Genomic DNA, 24,805 nt, shown 5'->3' with positions numbered 1-24,805 from the left:
ACCCTTCTCCCTCCGGGAGAAGGTGGCGGCAGCCGGATGAGGGTGCGGGCGGAGCGGAGCGCATCACTCCTGCGCTCCGCCCGCACCCTCATCCCAACCCCTCTCTCCCACAGGGACTACCTTCGGGTCGCCGGGGGAGAGGGGCTTTTATCTCAAGCTTCGGGGCGGCCGTGTTCGATAAACCACAACCCCGCAAACAGCTTCGGATCGATCGAATACCCCTGTGCCGCCCGCGCGAACAGCCACGCCCCGGCCTCGCGGCGCGGCACTTCGTGCACCACGATGTTCTCGCTCTCATCGCCGCCGCCCGGGCCGACCTTCTGCAGGTCCCAGGCGCGCACGAAGGCGATCATTTCGGTGCTCATGCCGGAGGAGGAGGGGCCTTCGTGCACGAACTCCACGCGCGCGCAGCGGTAGCCGGTCTCTTCTTCCAGCTCGCGCTGCGCGGCGATCAGCGCGCTTTCGTCGTGGTGGCCAGCCTCGTCGCCGATCAGGCCGGCGGGCATCTCGATGGTGTGCTTGAGGATGGACACGCGGTACTGCTCGACGAACAGCACTTTGTCTTCCGGCGTCACCGCCAGGATGATCACCGCGCCGGCGGGGTTGTTGCGCTCGGCGTATTCCCAGCGGCCGCGCTTGCGCAGGCTGAGCCAGCGGCCTTCGTACAGCGTTTCGACCGGGGCCTGGGCGTCGTCGGGAATGCGATCGGTCGAGTGCATGGGGAAGCCGTCTGCGGAAGGAAGCACCGCATGGTGCCGGCAGCGCATGACGGCGACAACCTTGGCTTATGGCAACCGTTCCGCTTCCAGGCGTTCCAGCGGCACCGGCTTCACCCGCGTCGCCCATGCCACGCCCGCCACCAGCAGTCCGATGCCGAGCAGGGTCTGCGCGCCGGGCAGCGTGCCGCGCAGCAGGAAGGCGTAGCCGAGCGCGGCCAGCGTCTCGAACACGATCAGCTGCCCGGCCAGCGCGGTGGGCAGGCGCTGGCTCGCTTCGTTCCAGCACAGCGTGCCCAGCCAGGAAGCGAACAGGCCGATCGCCGCCATCAGCGCGATGAACACCTGGGGCCGCGGACCGAACGGCATCGGGAAGGCGTTGCCGCCTACGCCCATCGCCAGCCACAGCAGCGCGTAGCCGGCCAGCGCCAGCGGCAGCGTGGCCACGCCCTGCGCGGTGGCCCAGCTGCGCGGGCTGCGGCCGGGATGGTGGCGCAGCCAGTCGGCATTGCGCAGCGGATACCAGGTCCAGCAGGCCACCGCGCCGAAGGCGAGCAGGGCGCCAGTGGCGTAGCGGCTCAGATCCGCACCGGCCTGCGCCTTCAAGGCGGCCAGCTCGGCCTGGTTCACGCAGGCGATGCCGGCGGCGATCAGCAGCAGCGAAGGGGCCAGCCGCCCCCACGGCAGGCGGCCGTCGCGGCGCGCGTTGCGCAGGTTGGCGCTGACCGCGATCACCACCGGCAGGGTGCCGATGATCATGGTCGGCAGCGGACCGCCCGCGCGCTGAATGGCGCTGGCCAGGCACAGGTAATAGAGCAGGTTACCGACCGCGGCCAGCTTGAGCGCTTCGATCCAGTCGGCGCGGGAAAGCTGGCGCAGCGCGGCGCGGTCCAGCCAGGCCAGCGGCAGCGCGATCAGGCCGAAGGCGAGATAGCGGCCGACCGATTGCAGGGCGGCCGGATACTCGGGCACCAGCAGCGGGCCGACGAAGACCAGGCCCCACATCAGGCCGGCGACGAGTGCATAGAGGGTTCCAGTCCACATGCGCACAGCTTGCGCGCGCGCCGCCGTGCGGTCTTGTACGAGATTGCTATCGCTGCAGCTGGCGCTGGTAGCGCGCGGGCGTGACACCGTAGCGGCGTGCGAAGGCGCGGGTCAGGTGCGCCTGGTCGGTCAGCCCGGTGGCGGCGGCGACCTGCGCCGGCGCCTCGCCGGCGGTCAAGCGGCGCTTGGCTGCGGACAGGCGCAGCGCCATCAGCATCTGCTGCGGCGTGGCGTGGTGGCGCGCCTGGAACTGGCGCAGGAAGTGGAACGGACTGAGGCCGGCGACCGCGGCCAGTTCGTCCAGGGTGAGGCGCTCGGCCAGATGCTCACGCAGATACTCGATGACCGGTTCGAAGCGCGACAACGCCTCCGCCCGCCATGGCTGCGGCGCACTGGCGTGGCGGCGGAACATCTGCAGCAGCTGCAGCATCAGGCTGTCGAAAGCCAGCGGCTCGCGTGCCTGCCACAGCGCGTCGAGCAGGGCGGTGATGCGCCGCGCGCCGGCCGCATCGGCGCACACCGCGTCGCCGAACCACCAGCCCGGCTCGCCGGTGATCTCGGCCACGGCGAACTGTTGGACGTAGACCATGCGGTAGTGCCAGCCGCCCTCGGTTTCGGCACGGCCGGTGTGCAGCTCGTCGGGATTCATCATCACCAGCGAGTCGGGCGGCGCGAGGTGGTCGGCGCCGCGATAGCGGAAGCGCTCCACGCCGGACTCGATCGCGCCCAGGCCGAAGCCGTCATGCACATGCGGTTCGAATGCATGGCGCACGATGTGGGCGCGATACAGCTCGATGCCCGCGCGGTGGGCGGGGCAGCGGAACTCCGCGGCATCGCGCAGGTGTTCGAACGCGTGGGGGACGCCTTGCACGTGAATTCAGGACCTCGGTCGGGAAGATTTGGATATATACGCTCTATCGATTCGTTAGGAAATATCGAATGGGCATATCGATAAACCTTGCGTAGTCTCACCCGGGAGAGCTGGCGGTGGGAGAGCGCTGCCAAACCCTAAGGATAAGAACCCATGCAACTGCACCGCTACGCGCGTCCCCTGGGCGCGTCGCTGCTAGGCCTTGCCCTGCTCGCGGCCCATGCCCACGCGCAGAACACGCTGACACGCGCCAATGGCGCTCCGGTCGGCGACAACCAGAACTCGCAGACCGCCGGCCCGGCCGGTCCCGCCCTGCTGCAGGATGCGCAGCTGGTGGAAAAACTGCAGCATTTCGGCCGCGAGCGCATTCCCGAGCGCGTGGTGCATGCGCGCGGCACCGGCGTGCATGGGCAGTTCGTTTCCGCCGGCGATTTCAGCGAGCTGACTGCCGCCTCGCTGTTCGGTGCTGCCGGCAAGACCACGCCGGTGTTCGTGCGCTTCTCGACGGTGATCCACCCTTCCGGTTCGCCGGAGACGCTGCGCGATCCGCGCGGCTTCGCCACCAAGTTCTATACCGACCAGGGCAACTGGGACCTGGTGGGCAACAACCTGCCGGTGTTCTTCATCCGCGATGCGATCAAGTTCCCGGACATGGTGCATTCGCTCAAGCCCTCCCCGGTCACCAACCGGCAGGACCCGAACCGCTACTTCGATTTCTTCTCGCACGTGCCCGAAGCCACCCACATGCTGACCTGGGTGTACAGCGACAACGGCACGCCGGCGTCGTACCGCACCATGGACGGCTTCGGCGTGCATGCCTTCAAGTTCGTCAACGCGAAGGGCGAGGTGCACTACGTCAAGTTCCATTGGAAGAGCCGCCAGGGCATCAGGAACCTCAGCGCGAAAGAAGCCGAGGCGGTGCAGGGCAAGGACTTCAACAACCTCACGCATGACCTGTACGACGCCATCGCGGCGAAGAACTACCCCGCGTGGGATCTGTACGTGCAGGTGCTCAAGCCCGAGCAGCTGTCCGGCTTCGCATTCGATCCGCAGGACGCGACCAAGGTGTGGCCGAACGTGCCGGAGACGAAGCTCGGCACCATGACGCTCGATCGCGTTCCCGCCAATTTCTTCCAGGAAACCGAGCAGGCCGCCTTCGCGCCGGTGCGCATGGTGCCGGGCATCGAGGCTTCGGAGGATCGCCTGCTGCAGGGACGCCTGTTCTCCTACGCCGACACGCAGACCTATCGCCTGGGCGTGAACAACCAGCAGTTGCCGATCAATCGTCCGCGCGTGCCGGTGCGTGCGTATCACCAGGACGGCGCGATGAACGCCGGCGCCACCGACTCCGACGTCAACTACCAGCCCAGCGAAACGGCCGGTGCCTACGCCGACGATGCGCGCTACAAGGCCAGCCAGCTGCCGCTGAGCGGGACCACGCAGCAGCAGCGGATCGCCCGGACCATGAACTTCGAGCAGGCCGGCGAGCTGTATCGCAGCCTGTCGCCGCAGCAGAAGAGCAACCTCATCGCCAACCTGGCGGGTGACCTGGGGCAGGTGAAGGACAGCCGCGTGCGCGACACCATGCTCAGTTACTTCTACAAGGCCGATGCCGACTACGGCGCCCGCATCGCCAAGGCCGTCGGCGCCAGGCCGGAACAGATCGAACGCCTCGCGCGAGCACTGTAAGCACTCTCGCTTGCAGTGGCCGCCGGCCCGGGAGTCACGCTCTCAGCTCCCGGGCCGTGCGGCACCTTTGATTCCTTCATGTCCAGGAGATTCGCGATGAAGCGAACGCTGCTGCTTGCCTGCCTGTTGCTCGCCGCCTGCGGTTCGCCGCCGCCCGCGACGCCGGCCGCCACGCCCGAAGCCGCGCGCCGCGCGGAAGCCGAGGCGGAGCTGAAAACCTATTTCTTCGAAGCGGCGCGGCAGGGCGACGTGGTGTTGCTGCGCGAGTACGTGAAGTCCGGTTTCCCGGTCGACGTGCGCACGCCGCAGGGTTATACGGCGCTGATCCTTGCCGCGTATCACGGCCAGGAGACTGCCGTGCGCGAGCTGATCGCGCTGGGTGCCGATCCTTGTGCCCGCGATAACCGCGGCAGCACCGCGACGATGGGCGCGGCGTTCAAGGGCGAGCTGGCGGTGGCGAAGCTGCTGCTCGACCAGCCCTGCGCCAAGGCGGACGACCGCAACCGCGATGGGCAGACGGCGGCGATGTATGCGGCGCTGTCCGGCAACGCGCGCTTGCTTGGCCTGCTGCGCGAGCGCGGTGCGAACCTTGCGATGAAAGATGCGCAGGGGCGGACGGCGGCATCGATCGCGCGCGAGCAAGGCGCCGAGGAAGTCGCGCGATCGATTGAGCACGCCCCCCATTGAGTACCACGACGTAGGTTGGGGTGAGCCGCAGGCGAACCCCAACGATGCGATGCGTTTGGACGTGGCGATGTTGGGGTTCGCCTGCGGCTCACCCCAACCTACGCCAGCTACGCCAGCGCCTTCAGGCGTTGCCGGGTCAACGGCCCGAAGCGCAGCCGCTCGCACAGGTCGTCCAGCAGTTCGGCCTTCGCTCCGTTCCACGCCAGCGCATCCGCCGCCATCGACACCGGCGCGTCCAGCGCGATGCGGGTGAGCCGCCGGTACAGCAGCGCGGCATCCTTGTGCTCGCGCAGTTTCTGCGCGCAGCTGGCCGCGCCGCGGATGCGCAGGAACGGCACTTCGTCCACGCGCTCCAGCAGCGTGTCCAGGCTGCCGAAATGCGCCAGCAGAGCGGCGGCGGTCTTGGCGCCGATGCCGGGCACGCCGGGGATGTTGTCGACCGCGTCGCCGCACAGCGCCAGGTAGTCGGCCACCTGGTGCGGATGCACGCCCAGGCGTTCGTGCACGCCGGCCGGGCCCCAGCGCAGGTTGCGCGCGTAGTCCCATTGTTCGTCGTGCTCGCCGAGCAGCTGGCCGAAGTCCTTGTCGGCCGACACGATCACGCTGCGGAAGCCGTGCGAGCGCAGGCTCCACAGCGAGCTGCCGATCAGGTCGTCGGCTTCGAAGCTGTGGTCGATCAGCACCACCAGGCCGAGCGCGAGGGCGATCTCGCGGCACAGCACGAACTGGCGCTCCAGGTCCGGCGGCGGCAATTCGCGGTTGGCCTTGTAGGCCGGATAGATGGCGTTGCGGAACGAGGTGGTGAGCGAGGCGTCGAACGCCACCGCGATGTGCTCGGGTCGGGTGCGTTCGAGCAGCTCGCACAGAAAGCGGGTGAAGCCGTGCACGGCGTTGACCGGATGGCCTTCGCTGTCGGTGAACTCGTCAGGCATGGAATGCCAGGCGCGGAACACGTACAGGCTGCCGTCGACCAGGTGCGCGGAGAGCGTGCTCATGACTGCCAGGTGCTCAGCAGGTCGTCGAGCGCGGGGCGGTCGCGGTCGGGCACGTCCAGCTGCGGCGTGCCCAGGTGCACGAAGCCGACCACGTGCTCGTGCCGGGACAGGCCGAGCATGGCGGCCACCTCGTCGTCGTAGGCGGCCCAGCCGGTCAGCCACTGCGCGCCCAGGCCCAGCTGGCCGGCGCCGAGCAGCAGGTTGTAGGCGACGCAGCCGGCGCTGAGCTTCTGTTCGATCTCCGGCACCTTGCTGCCGAGGTCGAGGCGCGCGACCACGACGATCACCAGCGGCGCATAGGTATAGCGGCGGCGCTCTTTCTCGCGCTTGGAATCGGGCAGTGCCGGATCGCGCGCCTCGGCCAGCGCGGCCAGGCGTTCGCCGAAGCGCAGCTTGTCGGTGCCGCGCAGCAGGATCAGGCGGAACGGCACCAGCTTGCCGTGGTCCGGCACGCGGATCGCCGCTTCCAGCAGCGCGCGCAGCGTGGCCTCGTCGGGCGCCGGCTCGCCCAGCTGGGCGGTGGGCACGGAGTGGCGGTGCAGCAGCGGCTGGAGCGGGGAGGACATGGGGGATTCCTGCAAAAGCAAAGCGTCCATGCTAACCGCCGCGGACCAAGGAGGCGACTCGCGTCCGCTACGCGGTGAGCGGCAGGCGGAACGAACCGGGCAGCAGCTCCTTCACCGTGGTTTCCTGCAGCTTGCCGTGCAGATTGGCCAACAGTACCGGCATCGACTGGTCGCACAGCTCATCCATCACCTGGCGGCAGGCGCCGCAGGGGCTGATCGGGCCTTCGGTGTCGCCGATCACGGCGAGGCGGACGAAATCACCCGGCTTGCAGCCGGCGGCGATCGCCGAGAACAGCGCGGTGCGCTCGGCGCAATTGCACAGGCCATAGGAAGCGTTTTCCACATTGCAGCCGAGGAAATGGCGGCCATCGCGGGTGAGCAGCGCGGCGCCGACGAGAAAGCGCGAATAAGGGGCATAGGCCTGCTCGCGGGCCTGGCGGGCGAGTTCGACCAGCGGATCGGTCACGGATTGCACGGGCATCGGGATCTCCGGATGGGACCCCCGCGGCAAGCCGGCGCACGGGCGCCGGTCGGCCGGCGGTGGGCCAGTCTGCGCCATCGGGCGGCCGAGGGGCAAGCAGCATCCGCCAAGGCGGCTCGCGTAAGATGCGCTGACCTTTCCGCAGGGGATGCACGATGCCGATCACCGTGGCCGCATTGCGAGAGACCGCCGCCGGCGAACGCCGCGTGGCGATCACGCCCGAAGTGGCGAAGAAGCTGCGCGGCAAGGGCCTGCGCGTCCTGCTGGAGCGGGGCGCCGGTGCGGCGGCCGGATTCCCGGATGCGAGCTATACGGATATCGAATTCGCCGACGCCGCGGCCGTGCTGGCGCAGGCCGACCTGTTCGCCTGCGTGCTGCCGCCGGACGACGCCACCTGGCAAGGCCTGCGCGAAGGCGCGCTGGTGGTCGGCCAGCTGCGGCCCTACGGTGCGGCGGCGCGCATCGCCGCCTTGAGCGCGCGCAAGCTGACTTCCTTCGCGCTGGAACTGCTGCCGCGCACCACGCGCGCGCAGGCGATGGACGTGCTCAGCTCGCAGGCGGCGGTGGCCGGCTATCGCGCGATGCTGATCGCCGCCGAAGCGGCGCCGAAATTCTTTCCCATGCTCACCACCGCGGCCGGCACCATCCGCCCGTCGCGCGTGCTGGTGATCGGCGCCGGCGTGGCCGGCCTGCAGGCGATCGCCACGGCGCGCCGCCTGGGCGCGCAGATCGAGGGCTACGACGTGCGCCCCGAGACGCGCGAACAGGTGGAATCGCTGGGCGCGAAGTTCCTGGATCTGGGCGTGAGCGCCGCCGGCAGCGGCGGCTATGCGCGCGAGCTGTCGGCGGAAGAGCGCGCCGCGCAGCAACAGGCGCTGGCCGACCATCTGAAAGTGGTGGACGTGATCGTGACCACCGCCGCGGTGCCCGGCCGTCCGGCGCCGAAGATCCTCACCGCCGCGATGGTGCAGGGCATGAAGCCCGGCGCGCTGATCGTGGACCTCGCCGCCGAAGGCGGCGGCAACTGCGAGCTGACCCGTCCGGGCGAGCGCGTGGAGCAGGGCGGCGTGGTGGTGCTGGGACCGCTCAACCTGCCGGCGGGGGCGCCGCTGCATGCGTCGGAGATGTATGCGCGCAACGTCTACAACTTCGTCGAGCTGCTGGTGAAGGACGGCGCGCTGGTGCCGGACTTCGGCGACGAGCTGGTGGCGAAGAGCTGCGTCACGCAGGCGGGCGAGCTGCGCTTCGCGGGTTGAGTAGGTTGGGGTGATAACCCCAACATGGCGCGTTCGATGCCTCGCGATGTTGGGGTTATCACCCCAACCTACGTCTTCAGTGCCCGCCGCGCGGTGGCGGCGGCCCGAAGCCACCCATCGGCCGCGGCATGCCCGGCGGCGGCGGACGGTGCGGCGGGATGCCGTGCTCCTGGCGGAACTGGTGCATCAGCTGCTGGCGTTGTTCCGGCGGCAGCTGCTGGTAGCGCTTGAAGGCGTCGTGCAACTGGGCGCGCTGGTCGGGGCTGAGGCGCTCGAACTTGCGCATGTTCTCGCGCGCTTTATCGCGCTGCTCCGGCGTCATCTGCTGCCACTGCTCGATGCGCTGGCGAATCTCCTGTCGCTGGTCGGGCGGCAGGGTGCTCCACTGGTGCACGCGGTCGAGCATGCGCGCCTGGCGCGGCGGCGGGATGGTGTTCCACTCGTTGCGCAGCGGGCCGAGCATTTCGCGCTCGGACGGCGAGAGGCTGTCCCACGGACGCGGCCCGGGCGGCGGTCCCGGCGGTGGCCCGGGCGGAGCGCCCGGCGGCGGCGGCGGACCCTGCTGCGCCCATGCGGGCGCAGCCGCGACGCCGAACAGCAGCGCGATCGAAAGCAGGAGGGAAGCGATACGGCCTGGATGCATGGATCAGCGGCTCGCCTGGCTGGAGTCGTTGGTGGCCAGCCAGTCGTAGAAGTCGAGGTTCTGCATCAGCGACGGATCGGTATTGCCGAGATCCGGCGGCAGGTCGCCGTCGGTGGCTTCCACCGTCTGCGTGGCGCCGGGGGCCTGCACCGGCGCGCTGTCGCGCGGCGAGAACACCATCAGCGCGGCCACCGCGATCGCGGCAAAAGCACCGGCGGGCACCAGCATGCGCGCGAAGCGCAGGTGCGCCGGTGCCGCGGCGGCGGCCAGCGCCTCGCGCCGGGCGGCGCGCAGCCGGCCGGCCGTGGCCGGATCGATGCGCCGGCTCGCTTCGCGGTACAGCTCGCGGGCGCGGCGTTCAAGATTGTCGGGCGCATTCATCGCCAGTCCTCCAATTGGTCGCGCAGGTTGTGCATCGCGCGCGACAGATGGGTTTTCACGCTTCCCTCGGAGCAGCCCATGGCCTGGGCCGTCTCCGCTACGTCGAGTCCTTCCAGCACGCGCAGCATGAAGGCTTCCTGCTGGCGGCGCGGCAGCTTGCGCACGGCGGCGGCCATGTCCTCATAGGACTGCGAGTCCTGCAACCGGTCCAGCGGACCGGGACCGTTATCGGCCGGTTCCCAGGCGGGCAGTTCGTCGCCGTCGTCGTCGCGGCCGCCGCCCAGCCAGCCGACCACGATGGAGCGCACCTTGCGGCGGCGCTGCAGGTCCACGATGCGGCGGCGCAGGATGCCCCAGAACAGCGGGGTCCATTCCTGCGCGGGCTTGTCGCGGTAGTTGCGGACCAGGCGCAGCATCGCGTCCTGCACCGCGTCCATGGCGTCCTCGCGATGGCCCAGGCTCATCTCGGCCAGGCGGAACGCGCGGCGTTCGACCTGGGCCAGGAAGGCGTCCAGCGAGGTCGGCACCGCCTGCGCATCGTTGGCCAGCAGTTCCGCTTCGAGCGTGGAGACGGCGCTGTTCATGGCGCGGTCGTCCGGTTCGTCGGATCGGACATCCGGAGACTCCATCGGTTCGACTCCCCGCCTCAACGCGGCACGCTCGCACGGGTTGACCCGCAACCGTATGATGCGCCGACAACCGCAGGCTGGCAGGGAGGGGTCATGATCGACGGGTTCCTGGCGCTTTACATCTTCATGCTGGCCGCATTCACCGGCTACGAGATCATCGCGAGAGTGCCGGTGATCCTGCACACCCCGCTGATGTCCGGTTCCAATTTCGTGCACGGTATTGTGCTGGTCGGCGCCATGGTCGCGCTAGGGCATGCGCAGACATCGTTTGAACTTGCGATCGGCTTCCTCGGCGTGCTGCTGGGAGCCGGCAACGCAGCGGGCGGCTACGTGGTGACCGAGCGCATGCTGGAGATGTTCAAGACCAGCAAGCCCGCCGGCGGCAAGGAGGCCAAGTGATGGCCTGGCTGCCGACCCTGATCAAGGCCTGTTATTTCCTGGCCGCACTGCTGTTCATCCTGGGCCTGAAGCGCATGAGCTCGCCGCGCACCGCGCGCGGCGGCATCGTGTGGGCGGGGGTGGGCATGCTAGTGGCGGTGCTGGCCACCTTCGCCCTGCCGGACATGCACAACCGCGGGCTGATCCTGGTGGCGGTACTGCTGGGCGTGTCCGCCGCGTGGTGGTCGGGCCGCCGCGTGGCGATGACGGCGATGCCGCAGATGGTGGCGCTGTACAACGGCATGGGCGGCGGCGCGGCGGCGGCGATCGGCGCGGTCGAGCTGATCGGCTATGCCAACCGCAGCATCACCTTGCTCGACGGCGACCGCTTCACCGCCGACGGCGCCGCGCCGGGCACGGCGCAGCTGGTGCTGGCGGTGCTGGGCGCGCTGATCGGCGCGGTGAGCTTCTCCGGTTCGCTGATCGCCTTCGCCAAGCTGCAGGGCTGGCTGGACCGGCGCTTCGTATTCCCGGGCCAGCGCACCGTCAACATGCTGGTGCTGGCCGCGGCGGTGCTGCTGGGCGTGGCGCTGGCGTGCGGGCAATTGGGGTTTGCGCTGATCGCCGCGTTCTTCGTGCTGGCGCTGCTGTTCGGCCTGATGATGACGCTGCCGATCGGCGGCGCCGACATGCCGGTGGTGATCTCGCTCTATAACGCCTTCACCGGCCTGGCCGTGGCGTTCGAAGGCTTCGTGCTGCAGAACGAGGCGATGATCATCGCCGGCACCGTGGTCGGCGCGGCCGGCACCCTGCTGACCCAGCTGATGGCCAAGGCAATGAACCGCTCGCTGGGCAATGTGCTGTTCGGCAGTTTCGGCGCGGCCGGCGGCGCGGCGCAGGCGATCGACGGCGCGCAAAAACCCATTGAGGCCGCGGACGCGGCGGTGATGATGGCCTACGCCGAGCGCGTGGTGATCGTGCCCGGCTACGGCATGGCCGTGGCGCAGGCGCAGCATAAGGTGTGGGAGTTCGCGCAGCTGCTGATCGCGCGAGGGGTGAAGGTGAAGTTCGCCATCCATCCGGTGGCGGGCCGCATGCCCGGCCATATGAATGTGCTGCTGGCGGAGGCCGGCGTGCCCTATGACCTGATCGCCGACATGGACGACATCAATCCGGAATTCCCGGCCACCGACGTCGCCCTGGTGATCGGCGCCAACGACGTGGTCAATCCACTGGCCAAGACCGATCCGGCCTCGCCGATCTACGGCATGCCGATCCTCGACGTGGCCGACGCGCGGCAGGTGATCGTGGTCAAGCGCGGCAAGGGCACCGGCTTCGCCGGCATCGAGAATGCGCTGTTCTATGCCGACAACGCGCGCATGCTGTACGGCGACGGCCAGGCCGCAGCCGGCCAACTGGTGGCTGAGCTGAAGACGCTCGATACCTGAGCGGGCCGCTCAGGCGGCGCGCTTGGGCGCGGTGCGCCAGGCCACCCAGGCTGCCAGCGCGATGCCGAGCGCGAACCAGACCAGGTCGCCCGGGGCCAGGTTCAGGCGCACCAGGTCGGTCAGCAGGTCGAAGCCGGCGATCTTCATCGCCTCGACCAGGCCCAGGCCCATCAGGCCGGCTACCCGCGCCGCGGCCATCAGCACGCTGACGTAGCCGCAGGCCAGCAGCGTGGCCAGGGCCGCCAGCACGGCGGCGCCGCGCGGCTCCGGGCGCACCCAGCCGCGGATCATGCTGCCGAGCAGCCAGCCGGCGGGCAGCGCCAGCCAGGGCATGACGTGGGAGAAGAACAGGGTGGGCAGCATCCACACCGCGCCGAAGGCCAGGCCCAGCATCACGGCGCTGACCAGGGCGAACACGGCGGAGAACAGCGCGCGTGCGCTCATGAGGGGCGGTGACCGGTAAACGGGGCTGGCACGTGGCTCTTCCCTGAGGGTTAAAGCGGGGAATCATAGCGCGGGCCATCTTGAGATCGGGTCCGGTCGGCCTGATCTGGGTCTGCGGGCGGCATAATAGGCCGCTTGGCCCGGCCTCGACCCGGGCTTTCGACATTCCTCAGGATCGGCATGAGCGGTTTCAGTCTTAGCAGCGAACCTTTCACCCTGGAGCGCGATTGCGACGCCGTGATGGTGCCGCAGGGAGAAACGGTGACCCTGCCGGCCGGGCAGATCGGCTACATCACCCAGGCGCTGGGCGGCAGCTTCACGGTCTACGTGGAGGGCAACCTGTTCCGCATCGCCGGCAAGGACGCGGACGCGCTGGGCAAGGAGCCGCCGCCGCCGATCGAGCTGCCGGACGACGCCACCGACGCCGACGTGGAAAAACTCGTATGGCAGCAGCTGCGCACCGTGTTCGATCCGGAGATCCCGGTGAACGTGGTCGAGCTGGGCCTGGTCTACGACGTCAGCCTCGACGCCGTCGAGGGCGGCCGCAAGGTCTACGTGAAGATGACCCTGACCGCCCCGGGCTGCGGCATGGGCGACATCCTGATCGACGACGCGCGCACCAAGCTGGAGCTGATCCCGACGGTGAAGGAAGCGGACGTGGATCTGGTGTTCGACCCGCCGTGGAATCACTCCATGATGTCGGAGATCGCCAAGCTTGAGACCGGCATGCTCTGAGGCGTGCCTAAGAAATCGGCCTAGGAAAAAAGCGCCCCGACGGGCGCTTTTTTTGTGGTCCGTGACACGGTTCGAGGCTTCTTTTCCTGCCTCCAAAAAATGTCCGATAGTCGCCGCTGAAACCATTATTCAGCATCCGTTTATCCCTGTCGGAACGCATGCCCGCGCCCGCTTCGTTTCAAACGCAAGAAATCGAGGCAGCCATATCGTCATTCCATGCGGGCATGACTTGTCGCCGTCCCGCATGCGCGCGAACAGCACCGATGCGAACGCTTGCGCGTTGCTTGCATTCGCAAAAAGTTGCTGCGGGCGAAGTGCCGAAAACCACTCATTTCCAGCGGTTTTCGCATGCATTGACGAAGTCGTGCGTGGCCCCTTAGCGTCAATGAATCCTCAGCCGGGATGGTTGACGGATGACGCATGGGCGGTACCTCGGGGGAGGCGGGCCGCTCACAACGCACAAAAACGTCGGCAGGTCTGGGTCATGGAATGACCAGGGGACAGTCAGCCGCACGTTCACTCTGGATCGCTGGGCAAACACACACCAAAGGCGCCGCACCCAAGCGCGGCATTTCCATCATGGGGCCGAACGGCCGCATCGGGTTCGTTCGTGCCTGAAAAAAGTCTGGGGAGTCATGGAATGAGCAGTCAGAAATATTCGTGGGGCATCACCAACAAGCTGTACCGCAAGGCTCTTCTGCCGGCCGCCGTCTCGATGGCGATGCTGGCCGGTTCGGCGCAGGCCGCCGACAACTGGGTCGGCACCAAGACCCATCCGGCGATCGAAAAGTCCGGCGCCGGCGTTTCCACCCTGTCCACCGCCAACACGGGCGCGCAGTGGACCATTCGCATGCGCGGCAATCCGACCGTGGACAACGCCCTGGTCACCCCGCTGGAGCAGAGCAAGCCGCTGCACGTCGCGGTCAGCCTGAAGCTGCGCAACGCCGACCAGCTGCAGCAGTTCCTGCATGAGCTGGCCACGCCGGGCAGCGCGCACTACGGCAAGTACCTGACGCCGGCGCAGTTCAAGGCGGCCTACGCGCCGACCGAGCAGCAGGTGCAGGCGGTGGTGGCGCATCTGCGCGCTGCCGGCTTCGACAATGTCACCGTGTCGCCGAACAACCTGCTGGTCGAGGCCGACGGCAATGCCGGCCACGTGCAGGCCGCGTTCCGCACCACCATGAAGACCTTCCAGTTCCGCGGCCGCCAGCGCGTGGCCAACGACGGCGAAGTGCAGGTGCCGGCGTCGCTCGCCGACACCGTCGATGCGGTGCTGGGCCTGCAGGACGTCAGCGTGAAGCACACCATGCACCACGTGCTGAAGCAGCTGACCCCGGCCGAGATCCATCCGAACGCGACCACGGCCACCGTCGCCAGCCACAACCCGAAGGACTTCCCGGCGATCTACGACGTCGGCAGCGTGCCGGCGGCGACCAACACCACGGTCGGCATCGTCACCTGGGGCGCCACCACCACCACCATCAACGACCTCAACACCTTCACCAGCAATGCCGGCCTGCCGACCACCAACGTGCAGACGGTGAAAGTGGGCACGGCCGCGCTGTGGGACGACACCGACGGCGACGGCGAGTGGAACCTGGACAGCCAGACCATCGTCGGCACCACCGGCGGCGTGCAGAAGCTGATCTTCTACACCGCGGCCAACGGCACCAACAACGCCTCGCTCACCGACGCCGGCATCACCGCCGCCTACAACAAGGCGGTGACCGACAACGTGGCCAAGGTGGTCAACGTATCGCTGGGCGAAGACGAGACCGCCGCGCACAACGCCGGCACCCAGCAGGCCGACGACAACGTGTTCCAGCAGGCCGTCGCGCAGGGCCAGACTTTCTCGATCTCCTCCGGCGACGAAGGCGTGTACGAGTCGCAGGGCGGCGTGCTGACCAACTCGTCGGGCACCGTCACGGCGGATCTCACCGCGTACTCGGTGAGCGAGCCGGCGGCGTCGCCGTACGTGGTCGCGGTGGGCGGCACCACGCTGTCGACCAATGGCACCACCTGGGCCGGCGAGACGGTGTGGAACGAAGGCCTGGCCACGGTCAGCTCCACCGATACGCGCAAGCGCCTGTGGGCCACCGGCGGCGGCGTCAGCTCGTTCGAGACCGCGCCGAGCTGGCAGACCGCGGCACTGGGTTCCTCGGTGACCAAGCGCGTGCTGCCCGACGTGGCGTTCGACGCGGCGCAGTCCAGCGGCGCGCAGATCGTCTACCAGGGCGGCACCTACGCCATCGGCGGCACCAGCCTGGCTTCGCCGATCTTCGTCGGCGTGTGGGCGCGCCTGCAGTCGAACAACGGCAATGCGCTGCCGTTCCCGACCTCGAAGTTCTACGGCGACTTCCCGAACCATCCCGAGCTGCTGCATGACGTGACCTCGGGCAACAACGGCTATAGCGGCCACGGCTACAACGCCGCCGCCGGCTGGGACTACACCACCGGCTTCGGCAGCCTGGACATCTCCAAGGTCAATGCCTTCGCGGCGGCGAACTGGGTCTCCGGCGGCAGCACCGGCGGCACGCCCACGGCCAACTTCAGCTTCACCACCAGCGGCCTGACCGCCAACTTCACCGACAGCTCCACCGACAGCGGCGGCACCATCTCGTCGCATGCGTGGACCTTCGGCGACGGCGGCACCTCGACCGCGACCAGCCCGAGCCACACCTACGCGGCGGCCGGCACCTACACCGTCACCGAGACGGTGACCGACGGCACCAGCGGCAAGACCAGCGCCAAGAGTTCGTCGGTCACGGTGTCCAGCGGTGGCGGCGGTGCGACCCAGCTGCTCGGCAACCCGGGCTTCGAGACCGGCACGGCCTCGCCGTGGTCGATCAGCTCCGGCGCGCTGTGCAGCAACTCCAGCTGCAGCGGCCAGACCGCGCATGGCGGCACCTGGTTCACCTGGTTGGACGGCTATGGCAGCAGCCATACCGACACCGTCTCGCAGAGCGTGGCGATCCCGGCCGGCAAGACCTCCGCTTCGCTGACGTTCTACCTGCACATCGACACGGCCGAGACCACCACCTCGACCGCGTACGACAAGCTCAACGTGCAGGTGCTCAACAGCAGCGGCACCGTGCTGAAGACGCTGGCCACCTACTCGAACCTCAACAAGGCTTCGGGTTATGCGCTGAAGACGTTCGACCTGAGCGCGTATATCGGCCAGACCGTGACCATCAAGTTCACGGGCACCGAGGACAGCTCGCAGCAGACCTCGTTCGTGCTGGACGATGTGAACCTCAACGTGCAATGAGAAATGAAACGGGCCCGGTCATCGACCGGGCCCGTTGCTTTCCATGTAGGTTGGGGTGAGCCGGAGGCGAACCCCAACAAGCGCCTGTGTTGTCGCACCGTTGGGGTTTGCCTTCGGCTCACCCCAACCTACGCCAGCGCTTATGCCTCTTCGAACCGATTGGCATCCCGGTTCTTGCGCACCTTGGTCGGATCCCAGATGCGCCCGTTCATGGCGATGTACACGCCGTCCGGCAGCGTCTGCACCGCGCCGACCGCGCAGCCGATGTTGAACACCGCATCCGAGCCCTGGAAGCGCGCGGGATTGAGCGCGCCGGTCAGCACGATCACCTTGCCCTTGATGCTGGCCAGTTCGCGCGCGGTCTCCACCATGGTGTCGGTGCCGTGCGTCACCAGCACGTGGCGATGCGGCTGCGCCTCGATGGTCGAGCGCACCAGCACGCGGTCCTCGGCGCCCATGTGCAGGCTGTCCTTGCGCAGGATCGGGATCACGTCGAACTGGAAGGCGACGCCGAGCTGGCCGAGGATCTCGCCGATCTGCGGCGCGCCGATCTTGTAGTCCGACTTGTCGTCGAAATAGATCTTGTCGATGGTGCCGCCGGTGGTGACGATGGTCAGGTGCTGCATGGGGAAAGGCCGTGGTGGAGGAAGGGCATTAGTGTAGGTTGGGGTGAGCCGCAGGCGAACCCCAACAGGCCCGTCCGGTCACCGCGGCGTTGGGGTTCGCCTGCGGCTCACCCAACCTACGCCAGCAGGGCGGTGTCGGCTGCGTCCAGCGTATCCAGTCGGTCCAGGCCGTGGCTCACGAAGCGTCGCAGCGCCGCCCCCGGCCGCTGATCGCCGCGCTGGCGCCGGGCCCAGGCCGCCTGCCGCGCCAGCAGGGCCGCGGCGGCGCAGCGGGCCAGGGTGATCGCCAGGCCGCGCGCGCCGGCTTCCAGTTCATCGCGTTGGCCGCCACGGGCGTCGAGCCAGCGCATCGCCGCATCCAGCGTGTGCTGCACGGCGCTGGTCGCGTGCATGTCGTCGCTGTCGGCCAGCCAGTGGCCGATGCATTCGCGCAGCGCGCCGGGCGCCTTGCCGGCCAGCGCGCGCAGCGCGTCCAGCGAAAGTACGTTCGTGGTGCCTTCCCAGATCGCGTAGACCTGTGCGTCGCGCAGCAGCTGCGGCAGGCCGGTGTCCTCGATGTAGCCGGCGCCGCCGAAGCATTCCAGCGCCTCGGAACAGAGCTTGATCGCCAGCTTGCCGGTCCACAGCTTGGCCAGCGGCGTAAGCAGGCGCAGCAGCGCGGCTTCCTGCGGCGTGGCGGCGTGCTGTTCGGTGCGGCCGAGCAGGTGCGCCACTTCGAAGCTCAGCGCGAAGGCCGCCTCGAATTCCGCCTGCATGCCGGCCAGCGTCTGCGCGTGCAGCGGCTGCTCCGCCAGCGTGCGACCGAAGGCCTGGCGGCGGCGTGCGTAGTCGCGCGCCAGCTGCAGCGCGCGCGACATGCTGGCGACGGCGCAGATCGCGTTCCAGCTGCGGGTGACGTTGAGCATCGGCGCCACCTGGCGCACGCCGTGTTCCAGCTCGCCCACCGGCCAGGCCGGCAGGCCTTCGAGGTGGATTTCGGCGGTGGGCAGTTCGTGGGTGCCGAGCTTGTCCTTCAGGCGGTCGATGACCAGCTCGGGCTTGCGCTGCCCGTCGTCCATCGTCTCCACGTAGAACAGCGCCAGCGCGCCGGGCCCGACGCCCGCGCCCTCGGGGCGGGCCAGCGCCAGCGCGGCCTCGCCGACCACCGCCGAGCTGAACCACTTGCGCCCGTACAGGCGCCACTGGCCGTCCACGTCGCGGCGGGCGACGGTCTCGGTGTTGCCGACGTCGGAGCCGCCGGCGTTCTCGGTCATCCACTGGCCGCTGAGCCAGAAATTCGCCGGATCGCGGCTGAGGAAATGCGGCAGCGCGCGTTCGATCAGCGTGGCGTTGCCGGAGGCCTTCAGCGCCGTGGCGGCGCCGTCGGTCATCGCCAGCGGGCAGGTATAGAACTCGCTGGCCAGGTGATACAGGTAGACACGGGCGAACTCCTCCACGCGCGCTTCCGGATGCGCCTCGTGACCCGCGGCAAGCACGGCGTGGCGCGTGGTCAGCAGCGGACCTTCCTGCCACGCCGGAGTCAGCTCGATGCGGTCGACGCGGCGGCCCCAGGCGTCCCACTGGGTCAGCACCGGCTTGCGCCGCGTGGTAGTGCAGACGCGGCGCCAGGCCAGGCGTGCGTAGTCGCCGAGGGCGTCGAGGTCCGCGTCGATGGCGGCGCGGCGCCCGGCCGGCAGCACGCGGTCGAGCAGGTCGACCAGCAGGCGGTCGTCGCGGTACGGATGCGCCAGCTGCGGCGCTTCTTGCAGGAATCCCATGCGGCCCTCCCTGGGCTTGAGAATGCCTCGGGAGTATAGGCCTGGGTGTGTTCGTCCTCTGTGGAGCCGCTCAGCGCGCCGGCTTGCGCTGCACGCCGGCACCGAGCGCGCCGATCAGCAGCAGCGTCAGCACGATCTCCACCAGCGCCAGCCAGCGCTCGCTGGACGAACTCCAGCCCTCGGCGATGCCGTGGCAGAAATAGAACAAGGCCAGGATGCCCACCCACAGCAGCGCGCGGCGCACATCGCGGCGCAGCGCGAACAGCGGCAGCAGCAGCGGCAGCACGGTGATCAGCAGCACCAGCCACACCGGCATCAGCTGCGCGGGAAACAGCCAGCCGTGCCAGGCCAGCTGCAGCAGCGCGAGCGCGGCCCAGGCGAGCAGGCCGACGCGATAAGCGGTGGGAATGCCCTTGAAGCTCATGCGCCCGCAGCCAACCGGCGCGCGACATCGGCCAGGCGCCGGCCCAGCGCGCGCGCCAGTTCGCGCTCGTGCTCGCTGATCGCGTTGTCGCCCTGCGGGCCTGACACATGACTGGCGCCGTAGGGCGTGCCGCCGCTGCGTGTGGCGGTCAGTGCGGGCTCGGTATACGGCACGCCGACCAGCAGCATGCCGTGGTGCAGCAACGGCAACGCCATGCTCAGCAGGGTCGATTCCTGCCCACCGTGCATGGTGCTGGTGGAGGTGAACACTGCGGCGGGCTTGCCGGCCAGCGCGCCGCTGGCCCACTCCGCGCCGGTGTTGTCGAGGAAGTATTTGAGCGGCGCGGCCATGTTGCCGAAGCGGGTGGGGCTGCCCAGGGCCAGGGCCGCGCAATCGAGCAGATCCTGGCGGGTGGCGTAGGGCGCGCCTTCTTCCGGCTCCGGCGGCTGCGCGATTTCGGTCACCGGCGCCACCGGCGGCACCTGGCGCAGGCGCGCCTGCATGCCGGGCACTTCCTCCACCCCGCGCGCGACCAGCCGCGCCAGGCGCGCCGTATGGCCGGTGCGGCTGTAGTACAGGACCAGGATGTCTCGGCTCATGGATGCCTTGTGCCCGCGGCTTGGGGCGTTCGCTGTCGATCGGTTAGTGTAGCGTTCCATCCCGCCCATGTTCCGCTCATGCAGCCGACGAGGACCCGCATGGCCTGGCGCTTCGACCGCGACCGCACCACCAGCTTCAGCCGCTTCCTGTGGCAGCGCTTCATCGACGACAAGTGCTTCGAGACCGCGGGCGCGCTCTCCTACACCACGCTGGTCTCGCTGGTGCCCCTGGTGGTGGCGGTGCTGGCGATGTTCTCCGCGTTCCCGGTATTCGCCGAATGGCGCAATACGCTGATCAACTTCGTCTTCAACATGGTGCCGGCCGCGGCCGAGACGGTGAAGAGCGCGCTGCTGGCCTTCGCCGACAACGCCAGCAAGCTCACCGGCATCAGCGTGATCGTGATGCTGTTCAGCGCGATCTCGATGATGGTCAGCATCGAGGACCGCCTCAACCGCATCTGGCGCGTGCACCAGCCGCGCGGCTGGGGTTCGCGCCTGCTGCTGTACTGGGCCGCGCTGACGCTGGGGCCGATCCTGGTGGTGGGCGGGCTGGCCGCCAGTTCCTATGTGACCGCGCTGCCGCTGATCAAGAGCGCGGCCAGCTTCAACTTCGGCACCTACCTGCTGAACGCGCTGCCGTTCGTGGTGACCTTCGTGACGCTGTGGCTGCTCTACGTGGTGGTGCCGAACCGGCGCGTCTCGCTGCGGCACGCGGCGATCGGCGCGGTGCTCGGCGCGCTGCTGTTCGAGCTGGCGCGCTGGGGCTTCGCGCTGTTCGTGCACCACGCGCAGACCTACCAGCAGATCTACGGCGCCGCGCTGGCGGCGCTGCCGATCTTCCTGCTGTGGATCTACCTGTCGTGGATCATCGTGATCCTCGGCGCCTCGATCGCCGCCTCGATCTCGGCCTATGAGTACCAGCTGCCGACCGAATGCCTGCCGGAAGGCTCGGAGTTCCTCGGCCTGATGGTGGTGCTGCGCTACTTCGTCGATGCGCAGCGCAAGGGCTACAGCGTGGATCCGGCGATCGTGCGGCTGCAGGAGCCGTACCTGCGCAGCGGCTCGGTCGCCGCCTTCTTCGAGGACCTGCAGCGCGCGGACCTGATCCAGCGCAGCGAGGCCGGCGGCTGGCTGCTCAGCCGCAGCCTCGACGCCACCGACCTGCTGCGCGTGTACCAGTTCGCGGGGTATCGTCTGCCGCTGGATCCGGCCGGCGAGGCGCAATCGCTCGGCATCCAGCTGCCGGACGAGCTGCTGCAACTGCTGTGCTCCACGGCGAAGACACTGCGGGAGACCCTGGACGCCAAGCTCGACCAGGTCTTTCCGCCCTCGCAAGAAACTCCGAAGGAAGTGGTTGCATGAATCGGTTGAAAGCTACCGCCATCGTCCTCGCCGCGGCCCTGGCCGGCGGTGTGCCCGCCGCGCAGGCCGCCATGCCCGCGCAGCCGACCTTGAAGATCAACACGCTCGACGGCAAGCCGTACGATCTCGCGCAGCAGCGCGGCAAGTACGTGATCGTCAACTACTGGGCCACCTGGTGCGTGCCGTGCATCAAGGAGATGCCGGACATCTCGCGCTTCGTCGCCGCGCACAAGGACAAGGTCGCCGCGATCGGCCTGGCCTACGAGGACACCGACAAGGCCGATATCCAGGCCTTCCTGGCCAAGCATCCGGTGAGCTATCCGATCGCCCAGGTCACCCTGGACCAGCCGCCGAAGGATTTCGATGAGCCGCGCGGCCTGCCCACCACCTGGCTGATCGGTCCGGACGGCAAGGTGGCCAAGCGCTTCGTCGGTCCGGTCACCGAGGCCTCGCTGGGCGAAGCGATCGGCCTGGGCAAGGCGGGGAAGTAAGGCGATGGCCGCGGCCTTGTTCCAGGTGAGCGGCAGGGTGCAGGGCGTGTGCTTTCGCGCCAGCACCCGCGAGCAGGCCATGGCGCGGGGGCTGACCGGCTACGCCAGGAACCTGCCCGGCGGCGGCGTCGAAGTACTCGCCTGCGGCAACGCCTCCGCCATCGACGCGCTGGAACAATGGCTGCGCAAGGGGCCGCCGGCGGCGCGCGTGGACCAGGTCGCACGCAGCGAATGGGACGGCGAGGCACCGGAGGATTTCCGCACGGGCTGAGCGCCCGTGCCGGCTCATTCGTCCGCGAAACTGTCGGGCACCCACTGCGCCTTGTCGGTGACGTGCTCGCGCCGCGGTTTGCCCTTGAGCCTGGGCAGCTTCACTTCGGGAATCTCCGTTTCCTTGCGCGGGATGTGCTCGAGCAGGTGGCGGATCAGGTTGATGCGACCACGCTTCTGGTCGTTGTAGTCGACCACGAACCACGGCGCATACGGGCGGTTGGTGCGCTCGATCATTTCGTCGCGCAGGCGGCCCATCTGTGCGTACTTCTCGCGCGAGGCCAGGTCGACCGGCGACAGCTTCCAGCGCTTGAGCGGATCCTCGGCGCGTTCGGCGAAGCGTTCTTCCTGCTTCTTCTGGTCCACCGCCAGCCAATATTTGACCAGGATGATGCCGTCATCGGCGAGCAGCTTCTCGAAGTGCGGCACGGCGTGCAGGAAGTCCTCGCGCTGCTGCTCGGTGCAGAAGCCCATGGCCGGCTCGACCACCGCGCGGTTGTACCAGCTGCGGTCGAACAGCACGATCTCGCCGGCCGCCGGCAGGTGCGCGACGTAGCGCTGGAAGTACCATTGCGCGGCTTCGGTCTCGGTGGGCTTGCCCAACGCGGCGATGTGGTAGCCGCGCGTATCCATCGATTCGGTGATCGCCTTGATGGTGCCGCCCTTGCCGGCCGCGTCGCGCCCTTCGAACACCACCACCACGCGATGGCCGCTGCGCTTGAGCCAGCGATGCAGGCCGGTCAGCTCGAGCTGCAGTTTCTCCATGGTCTTGCCGTAGCCTTTGTCCTTCTTGCTCATGTCGGTCTCCAGCAGATCAGGGCGTAGGTCGGGGTGAGCCGCAGGCGAACGCCAACGATGCGAGGCGCCTGGATGTCGCCACGTCGGCGCCGTCAAAGATCCAGGTCGATCGGCGGCCGCCCGATGCGATGGCGCGCGCCCATGGCCTGGATCGCGCGGCGCAGGTCGGCGGCGAAGCCCGCGGTGTCGAATACCGGATTGTCCGTGCAGGTTTCGCGCAGATGGCGGCGCAGGGTGTCCAGCGCCGCGCGGTCGTTGCCCAGGTGCACGGCCATGGAGACGAACGAGTCCTCGTCGTCCGCCACCAGCTCCGGCAGCCCGGCGTGGAACAGCAGGCTGGCGCCCTGGCGCCCGGCCAGGGTGCGGCCGATCCAGGTCAGCACGGGACAGCCGGCCCACAGTGCGTCGATCGCGGTGGACTGCGCGTTGCAGGGCAGCGTGTCCAGGAACAGGTCGGCATGCAGCAGCCGGCCCAGGTGTTCGGCCTGCGGCAGGCGAGGCATGAAGACCAGGCGCGCCGGATCCACTTCCATCAGCTGCGCGGCCTGGCGCAGGCGGTCGTCGGCGCCGTCGTTGCCGGACAGCAGCCACAGCACGCTGTCCGGCACCTGCTGCAGGATCAGCATGAAGCGCGCGAAGCTGTGCGGGTTGAGCTTGTGGTGGCCGTTGAAGCTGGCGAACACCGTGCCGTGCTCGGGCAGGCCGCAGGCGGCGCGCGATGGCGGCGCGTTGAACGCCACGCTGTCGTCGAACGGCAGCGCGCAGCGCGACAGGCGCACGATCTTCTCGCTGAAGCCTTCGCGCAGCGGCGCCGGCAAGGCGACGGCATCGGCCAGCACATAGTCGGTCCAGGCCGCGCCGGCGGTGGCCGGATAGGCCAGCCAGTTGACCTGCACCGGCGCGGGGCGGAATTCGAACAGGTCGCTGTTGGCGCCGCCGCCGTAGCTGCGCAGGTCGAACAGCACTTCGATGCCGGCTTCATGCACGCGGCGCGCCACCTCCATCGGCGCCAGGCCGGCGGCCTCGTGCACGGTGGTCGCGGCGGCCAGCCGCCGCCGCACCGGGCCGCCGTCGTCCGGCGCCAGGCAGAACACGTGCACCTGCAGGCGCTCGTCGCCGAGCTTTTCCAGCACGCCCGCCAGCAGCTGGCCGATCGGCCGCTCGCCGAAGCCGTTGGAGACGAAGCCCACGCGCAGCGGCTCGATCGCGGTGCGCGGCGTCGGCGCGAAGCCGAGCGTGTCGCGCCAGCCGGCCGCGAGTTTTTCCACGCCGGCGGCGAAGGTGGTGGCGCAACGGCGCTGCTCGGCGGCGCTGGCGTCCTCGGCGAGAAAAGCGAATGGCATGACGCCGTCGCGTCCCTCGGCGACGGCGCGGTGCAGGCGTTCGCTCAGTTCATCGAGGCCGCGCCAGTCGCACAGGCGGCGCCTGGCGAAGACCAGCATGGCCAGCGCGGCGCCGGAGGCGGCGTCCAGGCGCAGCGCGCGTTCGAAAGCTTCGGCGGCGGCGGGCAGGTTGCCGGCATCGTCCAGCAGCAGGCCGGCGTGGAACGGATACAGCGGTTGTTCCGGCGCGCGGCGCTCGGCCTGCAGCCAGGCCTCGGCGGCCTCGGGGATGCGGCCCAGCGCATGCAGCACGCGGGCGCGCAGGGCGTAGGCGCCGTCGTAGTCGGGCGCCAGGTGCAGGCCTTCGTCCGCGTGCCGGGCCGCCTGTTCGAGGTTGCCCAGTTCGAGTTCCGCCGCGGCGAGATTGAGGCGCAGGCCCGCATGCTGGGGCGCGCCGTGCGTGGCCATGGCATAGGACTCGCGCGCCTGCGCGAAGCGCCCGATGGCCATCAGCGCATTGCCCAGCGCCAGCAGGATCGCCGCATGGCCGGGCTGCTGGCGCAGGGCGGCGCGCAGGCGCGCGATCGCGCCCTCCGCATCGCCTTCCTCCAGCTGCACGCCGGCCAGATTGCACTGCACTTCGACGCTGTCGGGGGCGAGCGCGGCGGCCGCCTCCAGCGCTGCACGCGCCTCGGCGAGGCGGCCGAGCTGGAGCAGGGCCAGGCCATGCAGGCGGGCGAGCTCGACGTCCTGCGGCGATTCGGCGCGCGCGCGCGCCGCGAGCGCCTGCGCCCCGGCCGCGTCATCGCGGTCGAGCAGACGGGCCAGCTGGTGGTGTAGGGCGAGGAGTTCGGATCGTGAAGCCTGCTTCATCCGCGCACGCTAACGCAGGCGGCCAGCAGTGCCAATCGCCGGGTGCGTGACA

Annotated in this window: 26 protein-coding genes; 10 read left to right on the top strand and 16 right to left on the bottom strand. The window is 69.1% G+C overall.

The genetic code is table 11. The features are described from left to right. Positions 1–152 precede the first annotated feature (152 nt). The 3 genes from BM172_RS20845 to BM172_RS20835 form a co-directional block, all read right to left on the bottom strand. A complete protein-coding gene (locus tag BM172_RS20845; RefSeq protein ID WP_026636712.1) occupies positions 153–719 on the bottom strand; it encodes an NUDIX hydrolase in 567 nt (188 codons plus the stop codon). Positions 720–785: 66 nt separating this feature from the next. Next, entirely contained in the window at positions 786–1,760 is a 975-nt protein-coding gene (locus BM172_RS20840) for a DMT family transporter (RefSeq protein WP_026636711.1), read from the bottom strand. Positions 1,761–1,806: 46 nt separating this feature from the next. Beyond that, on the bottom strand, positions 1,807–2,631 hold the full coding sequence (locus tag BM172_RS20835; RefSeq protein ID WP_026636710.1) for an AraC family transcriptional regulator: 825 nt from the start codon (positions 2,629–2,631) through the stop codon (positions 1,807–1,809). Between the two features lie 180 nt (positions 2,632–2,811). On the opposite strand from BM172_RS20835, the gene BM172_RS20830 reads away from it, so the two are divergent. After that, a complete protein-coding gene (locus tag BM172_RS20830) occupies positions 2,812–4,320 on the top strand; it encodes a catalase (RefSeq protein ID WP_428844776.1) in 1,509 nt (502 codons plus the stop codon). Between the two features lie 96 nt (positions 4,321–4,416). Then, positions 4,417–5,007: an ankyrin repeat domain-containing protein gene (locus BM172_RS20825; RefSeq protein ID WP_026636708.1), complete on the top strand. Its 591-nt coding sequence runs from the start codon at positions 4,417–4,419 to the stop codon at positions 5,005–5,007. 107 nt (positions 5,008–5,114) lie between these two features. Here BM172_RS20825 and BM172_RS20820 read toward each other — a convergent pair whose 3' ends face one another. The 3 genes from BM172_RS20820 to cdd form a co-directional block, all read right to left on the bottom strand. After that, positions 5,115–6,002, bottom strand: coding sequence for a 5'-3' exonuclease (locus BM172_RS20820; protein WP_035324181.1), 888 nt, complete (start codon positions 6,000–6,002; stop codon positions 5,115–5,117). Further along, positions 5,999–6,568: a nitroreductase family protein gene (locus BM172_RS20815; protein WP_026636706.1), complete on the bottom strand. Its 570-nt coding sequence runs from the start codon at positions 6,566–6,568 to the stop codon at positions 5,999–6,001. The genes BM172_RS20820 and BM172_RS20815 overlap by 4 nt, the downstream gene beginning before the upstream one ends. A 67-nt stretch (positions 6,569–6,635) precedes the next feature. Continuing rightward, on the bottom strand, positions 6,636–7,049 hold the full coding sequence (cdd, locus tag BM172_RS20810) for a cytidine deaminase (RefSeq protein ID WP_026636705.1): 414 nt from the start codon (positions 7,047–7,049) through the stop codon (positions 6,636–6,638). A 155-nt stretch (positions 7,050–7,204) separates the two neighbouring features. On the opposite strand from cdd, the gene BM172_RS20805 reads away from it, so the two are divergent. Then, entirely contained in the window at positions 7,205–8,305 is a 1,101-nt protein-coding gene (locus tag BM172_RS20805) for an NAD(P) transhydrogenase subunit alpha (protein WP_026636704.1), read from the top strand. A 76-nt stretch (positions 8,306–8,381) separates the two neighbouring features. Here BM172_RS20805 and BM172_RS20800 read toward each other — a convergent pair whose 3' ends face one another. From BM172_RS20800 to BM172_RS20790, 3 genes are read right to left on the bottom strand one after another with little or no spacing between them, the layout of a single operon-like run. Beyond that, positions 8,382–8,948, bottom strand: a complete 567-nt coding sequence (locus tag BM172_RS20800) for a DUF3106 domain-containing protein (protein ID WP_051549124.1) — start codon at positions 8,946–8,948, stop codon at positions 8,382–8,384. A 3-nt stretch (positions 8,949–8,951) separates the two neighbouring features. Further along, positions 8,952–9,329 carry a hypothetical protein gene (locus BM172_RS20795; protein WP_026636703.1) on the bottom strand — a complete coding sequence of 126 codons (378 nt, stop codon included), beginning with the start codon at positions 9,327–9,329 and terminating at the stop codon, positions 8,952–8,954. After that, positions 9,326–9,913 (bottom strand): RNA polymerase sigma factor, encoded by a 588-nt coding sequence (locus BM172_RS20790; protein ID WP_026636702.1) that lies wholly within the window; start codon positions 9,911–9,913, stop codon positions 9,326–9,328. Before BM172_RS20790 ends, BM172_RS20795 begins: the two co-directional genes overlap by 4 nt. Positions 9,914–10,051: 138 nt before the next feature. On the opposite strand from BM172_RS20790, the gene BM172_RS20785 reads away from it, so the two are divergent. Together BM172_RS20785 and BM172_RS20780 are read left to right on the top strand one after the other, a co-directional pair. Continuing rightward, complete coding sequence (locus tag BM172_RS20785; RefSeq protein WP_026636701.1) at positions 10,052–10,357, top strand: NAD(P) transhydrogenase subunit alpha part 2; 306 nt, start codon at positions 10,052–10,054, stop codon at positions 10,355–10,357. Then, positions 10,357–11,784, top strand: a complete 1,428-nt coding sequence (locus tag BM172_RS20780; protein WP_026636700.1) for an NAD(P)(+) transhydrogenase (Re/Si-specific) subunit beta — start codon at positions 10,357–10,359, stop codon at positions 11,782–11,784. The genes BM172_RS20785 and BM172_RS20780 overlap by 1 nt, the downstream gene beginning before the upstream one ends. Before the next feature lie 9 nt (positions 11,785–11,793). Here BM172_RS20780 and BM172_RS20775 read toward each other — a convergent pair whose 3' ends face one another. Then, positions 11,794–12,228: a hypothetical protein gene (locus BM172_RS20775; RefSeq protein WP_026636699.1), complete on the bottom strand. Its 435-nt coding sequence runs from the start codon at positions 12,226–12,228 to the stop codon at positions 11,794–11,796. Between the two features lie 180 nt (positions 12,229–12,408). Between BM172_RS20775 and sufT the strand changes: the two genes are divergently transcribed. Next, positions 12,409–12,963 (top strand): putative Fe-S cluster assembly protein SufT, encoded by a 555-nt coding sequence (gene sufT / locus BM172_RS20770; protein WP_026636698.1) that lies wholly within the window; start codon positions 12,409–12,411, stop codon positions 12,961–12,963. 640 nt (positions 12,964–13,603) lie between these two features. Next, a complete protein-coding gene (locus BM172_RS20765; RefSeq protein WP_081805317.1) occupies positions 13,604–16,231 on the top strand; it encodes a protease pro-enzyme activation domain-containing protein in 2,628 nt (875 codons plus the stop codon). A gap of 140 nt (positions 16,232–16,371) precedes the next feature. Here BM172_RS20765 and BM172_RS20760 read toward each other — a convergent pair whose 3' ends face one another. From BM172_RS20760 to wrbA, 4 genes are all read right to left on the bottom strand, one after another. Further along, positions 16,372–16,857, bottom strand: a complete 486-nt coding sequence (locus BM172_RS20760; RefSeq protein WP_026636697.1) for an asparaginase domain-containing protein — start codon at positions 16,855–16,857, stop codon at positions 16,372–16,374. A gap of 116 nt (positions 16,858–16,973) precedes the next feature. Then, positions 16,974–18,614, bottom strand: a complete 1,641-nt coding sequence (locus BM172_RS20755) for an acyl-CoA dehydrogenase family protein (RefSeq protein ID WP_026636696.1) — start codon at positions 18,612–18,614, stop codon at positions 16,974–16,976. Positions 18,615–18,684: 70 nt separating this feature from the next. Beyond that, positions 18,685–19,038, bottom strand: coding sequence for a DUF2069 domain-containing protein (locus BM172_RS20750; RefSeq protein WP_026636695.1), 354 nt, complete (start codon positions 19,036–19,038; stop codon positions 18,685–18,687). Next, the gene (gene wrbA / locus BM172_RS20745; protein WP_026636694.1) at positions 19,035–19,637 is read right to left on the bottom strand and encodes an NAD(P)H:quinone oxidoreductase; all 603 of its coding nucleotides are present in this window, start codon (positions 19,635–19,637) and stop codon (positions 19,035–19,037) included. Before wrbA ends, BM172_RS20750 begins: the two co-directional genes overlap by 4 nt. A 99-nt stretch (positions 19,638–19,736) precedes the next feature. Here wrbA and BM172_RS20740 point away from each other — a divergent pair, with 99 nt between their 5' ends. From BM172_RS20740 to yccX, 3 genes are read left to right on the top strand one after another with little or no spacing between them, the layout of a single operon-like run. Further along, positions 19,737–20,999: a YihY family inner membrane protein gene (locus BM172_RS20740; protein WP_026636693.1), complete on the top strand. Its 1,263-nt coding sequence runs from the start codon at positions 19,737–19,739 to the stop codon at positions 20,997–20,999. Continuing rightward, positions 20,996–21,490: a TlpA family protein disulfide reductase gene (locus BM172_RS20735; protein ID WP_051549123.1), complete on the top strand. Its 495-nt coding sequence runs from the start codon at positions 20,996–20,998 to the stop codon at positions 21,488–21,490. Before BM172_RS20740 ends, BM172_RS20735 begins: the two co-directional genes overlap by 4 nt. Positions 21,491–21,494: 4 nt before the next feature. Beyond that, a complete protein-coding gene (yccX, locus tag BM172_RS20730) occupies positions 21,495–21,761 on the top strand; it encodes an acylphosphatase (protein ID WP_026636692.1) in 267 nt (88 codons plus the stop codon). Between the two features lie 14 nt (positions 21,762–21,775). Here yccX and ppk2 read toward each other — a convergent pair whose 3' ends face one another. Next, complete coding sequence (gene ppk2, locus BM172_RS20725; protein WP_026636691.1) at positions 21,776–22,558, bottom strand: polyphosphate kinase 2; 783 nt, start codon at positions 22,556–22,558, stop codon at positions 21,776–21,778. Positions 22,559–22,650: 92 nt separating this feature from the next. After that, the gene (locus tag BM172_RS20720) at positions 22,651–24,753 is read right to left on the bottom strand and encodes an O-linked N-acetylglucosamine transferase, SPINDLY family protein (protein ID WP_051549121.1); all 2,103 of its coding nucleotides are present in this window, start codon (positions 24,751–24,753) and stop codon (positions 22,651–22,653) included. Positions 24,754–24,805: the final 52 nt, after the last annotated feature.

It is taken from the genome of Dyella marensis (assembly GCF_900112865.1).
Taxonomy (GTDB): domain Bacteria; phylum Pseudomonadota; class Gammaproteobacteria; order Xanthomonadales; family Rhodanobacteraceae; genus Dyella_D; species Dyella_D marensis_A.
Note: the sequence above shows the minus strand (reverse complement) of the source record. Positions and strands in the feature narration are given on the sequence as shown.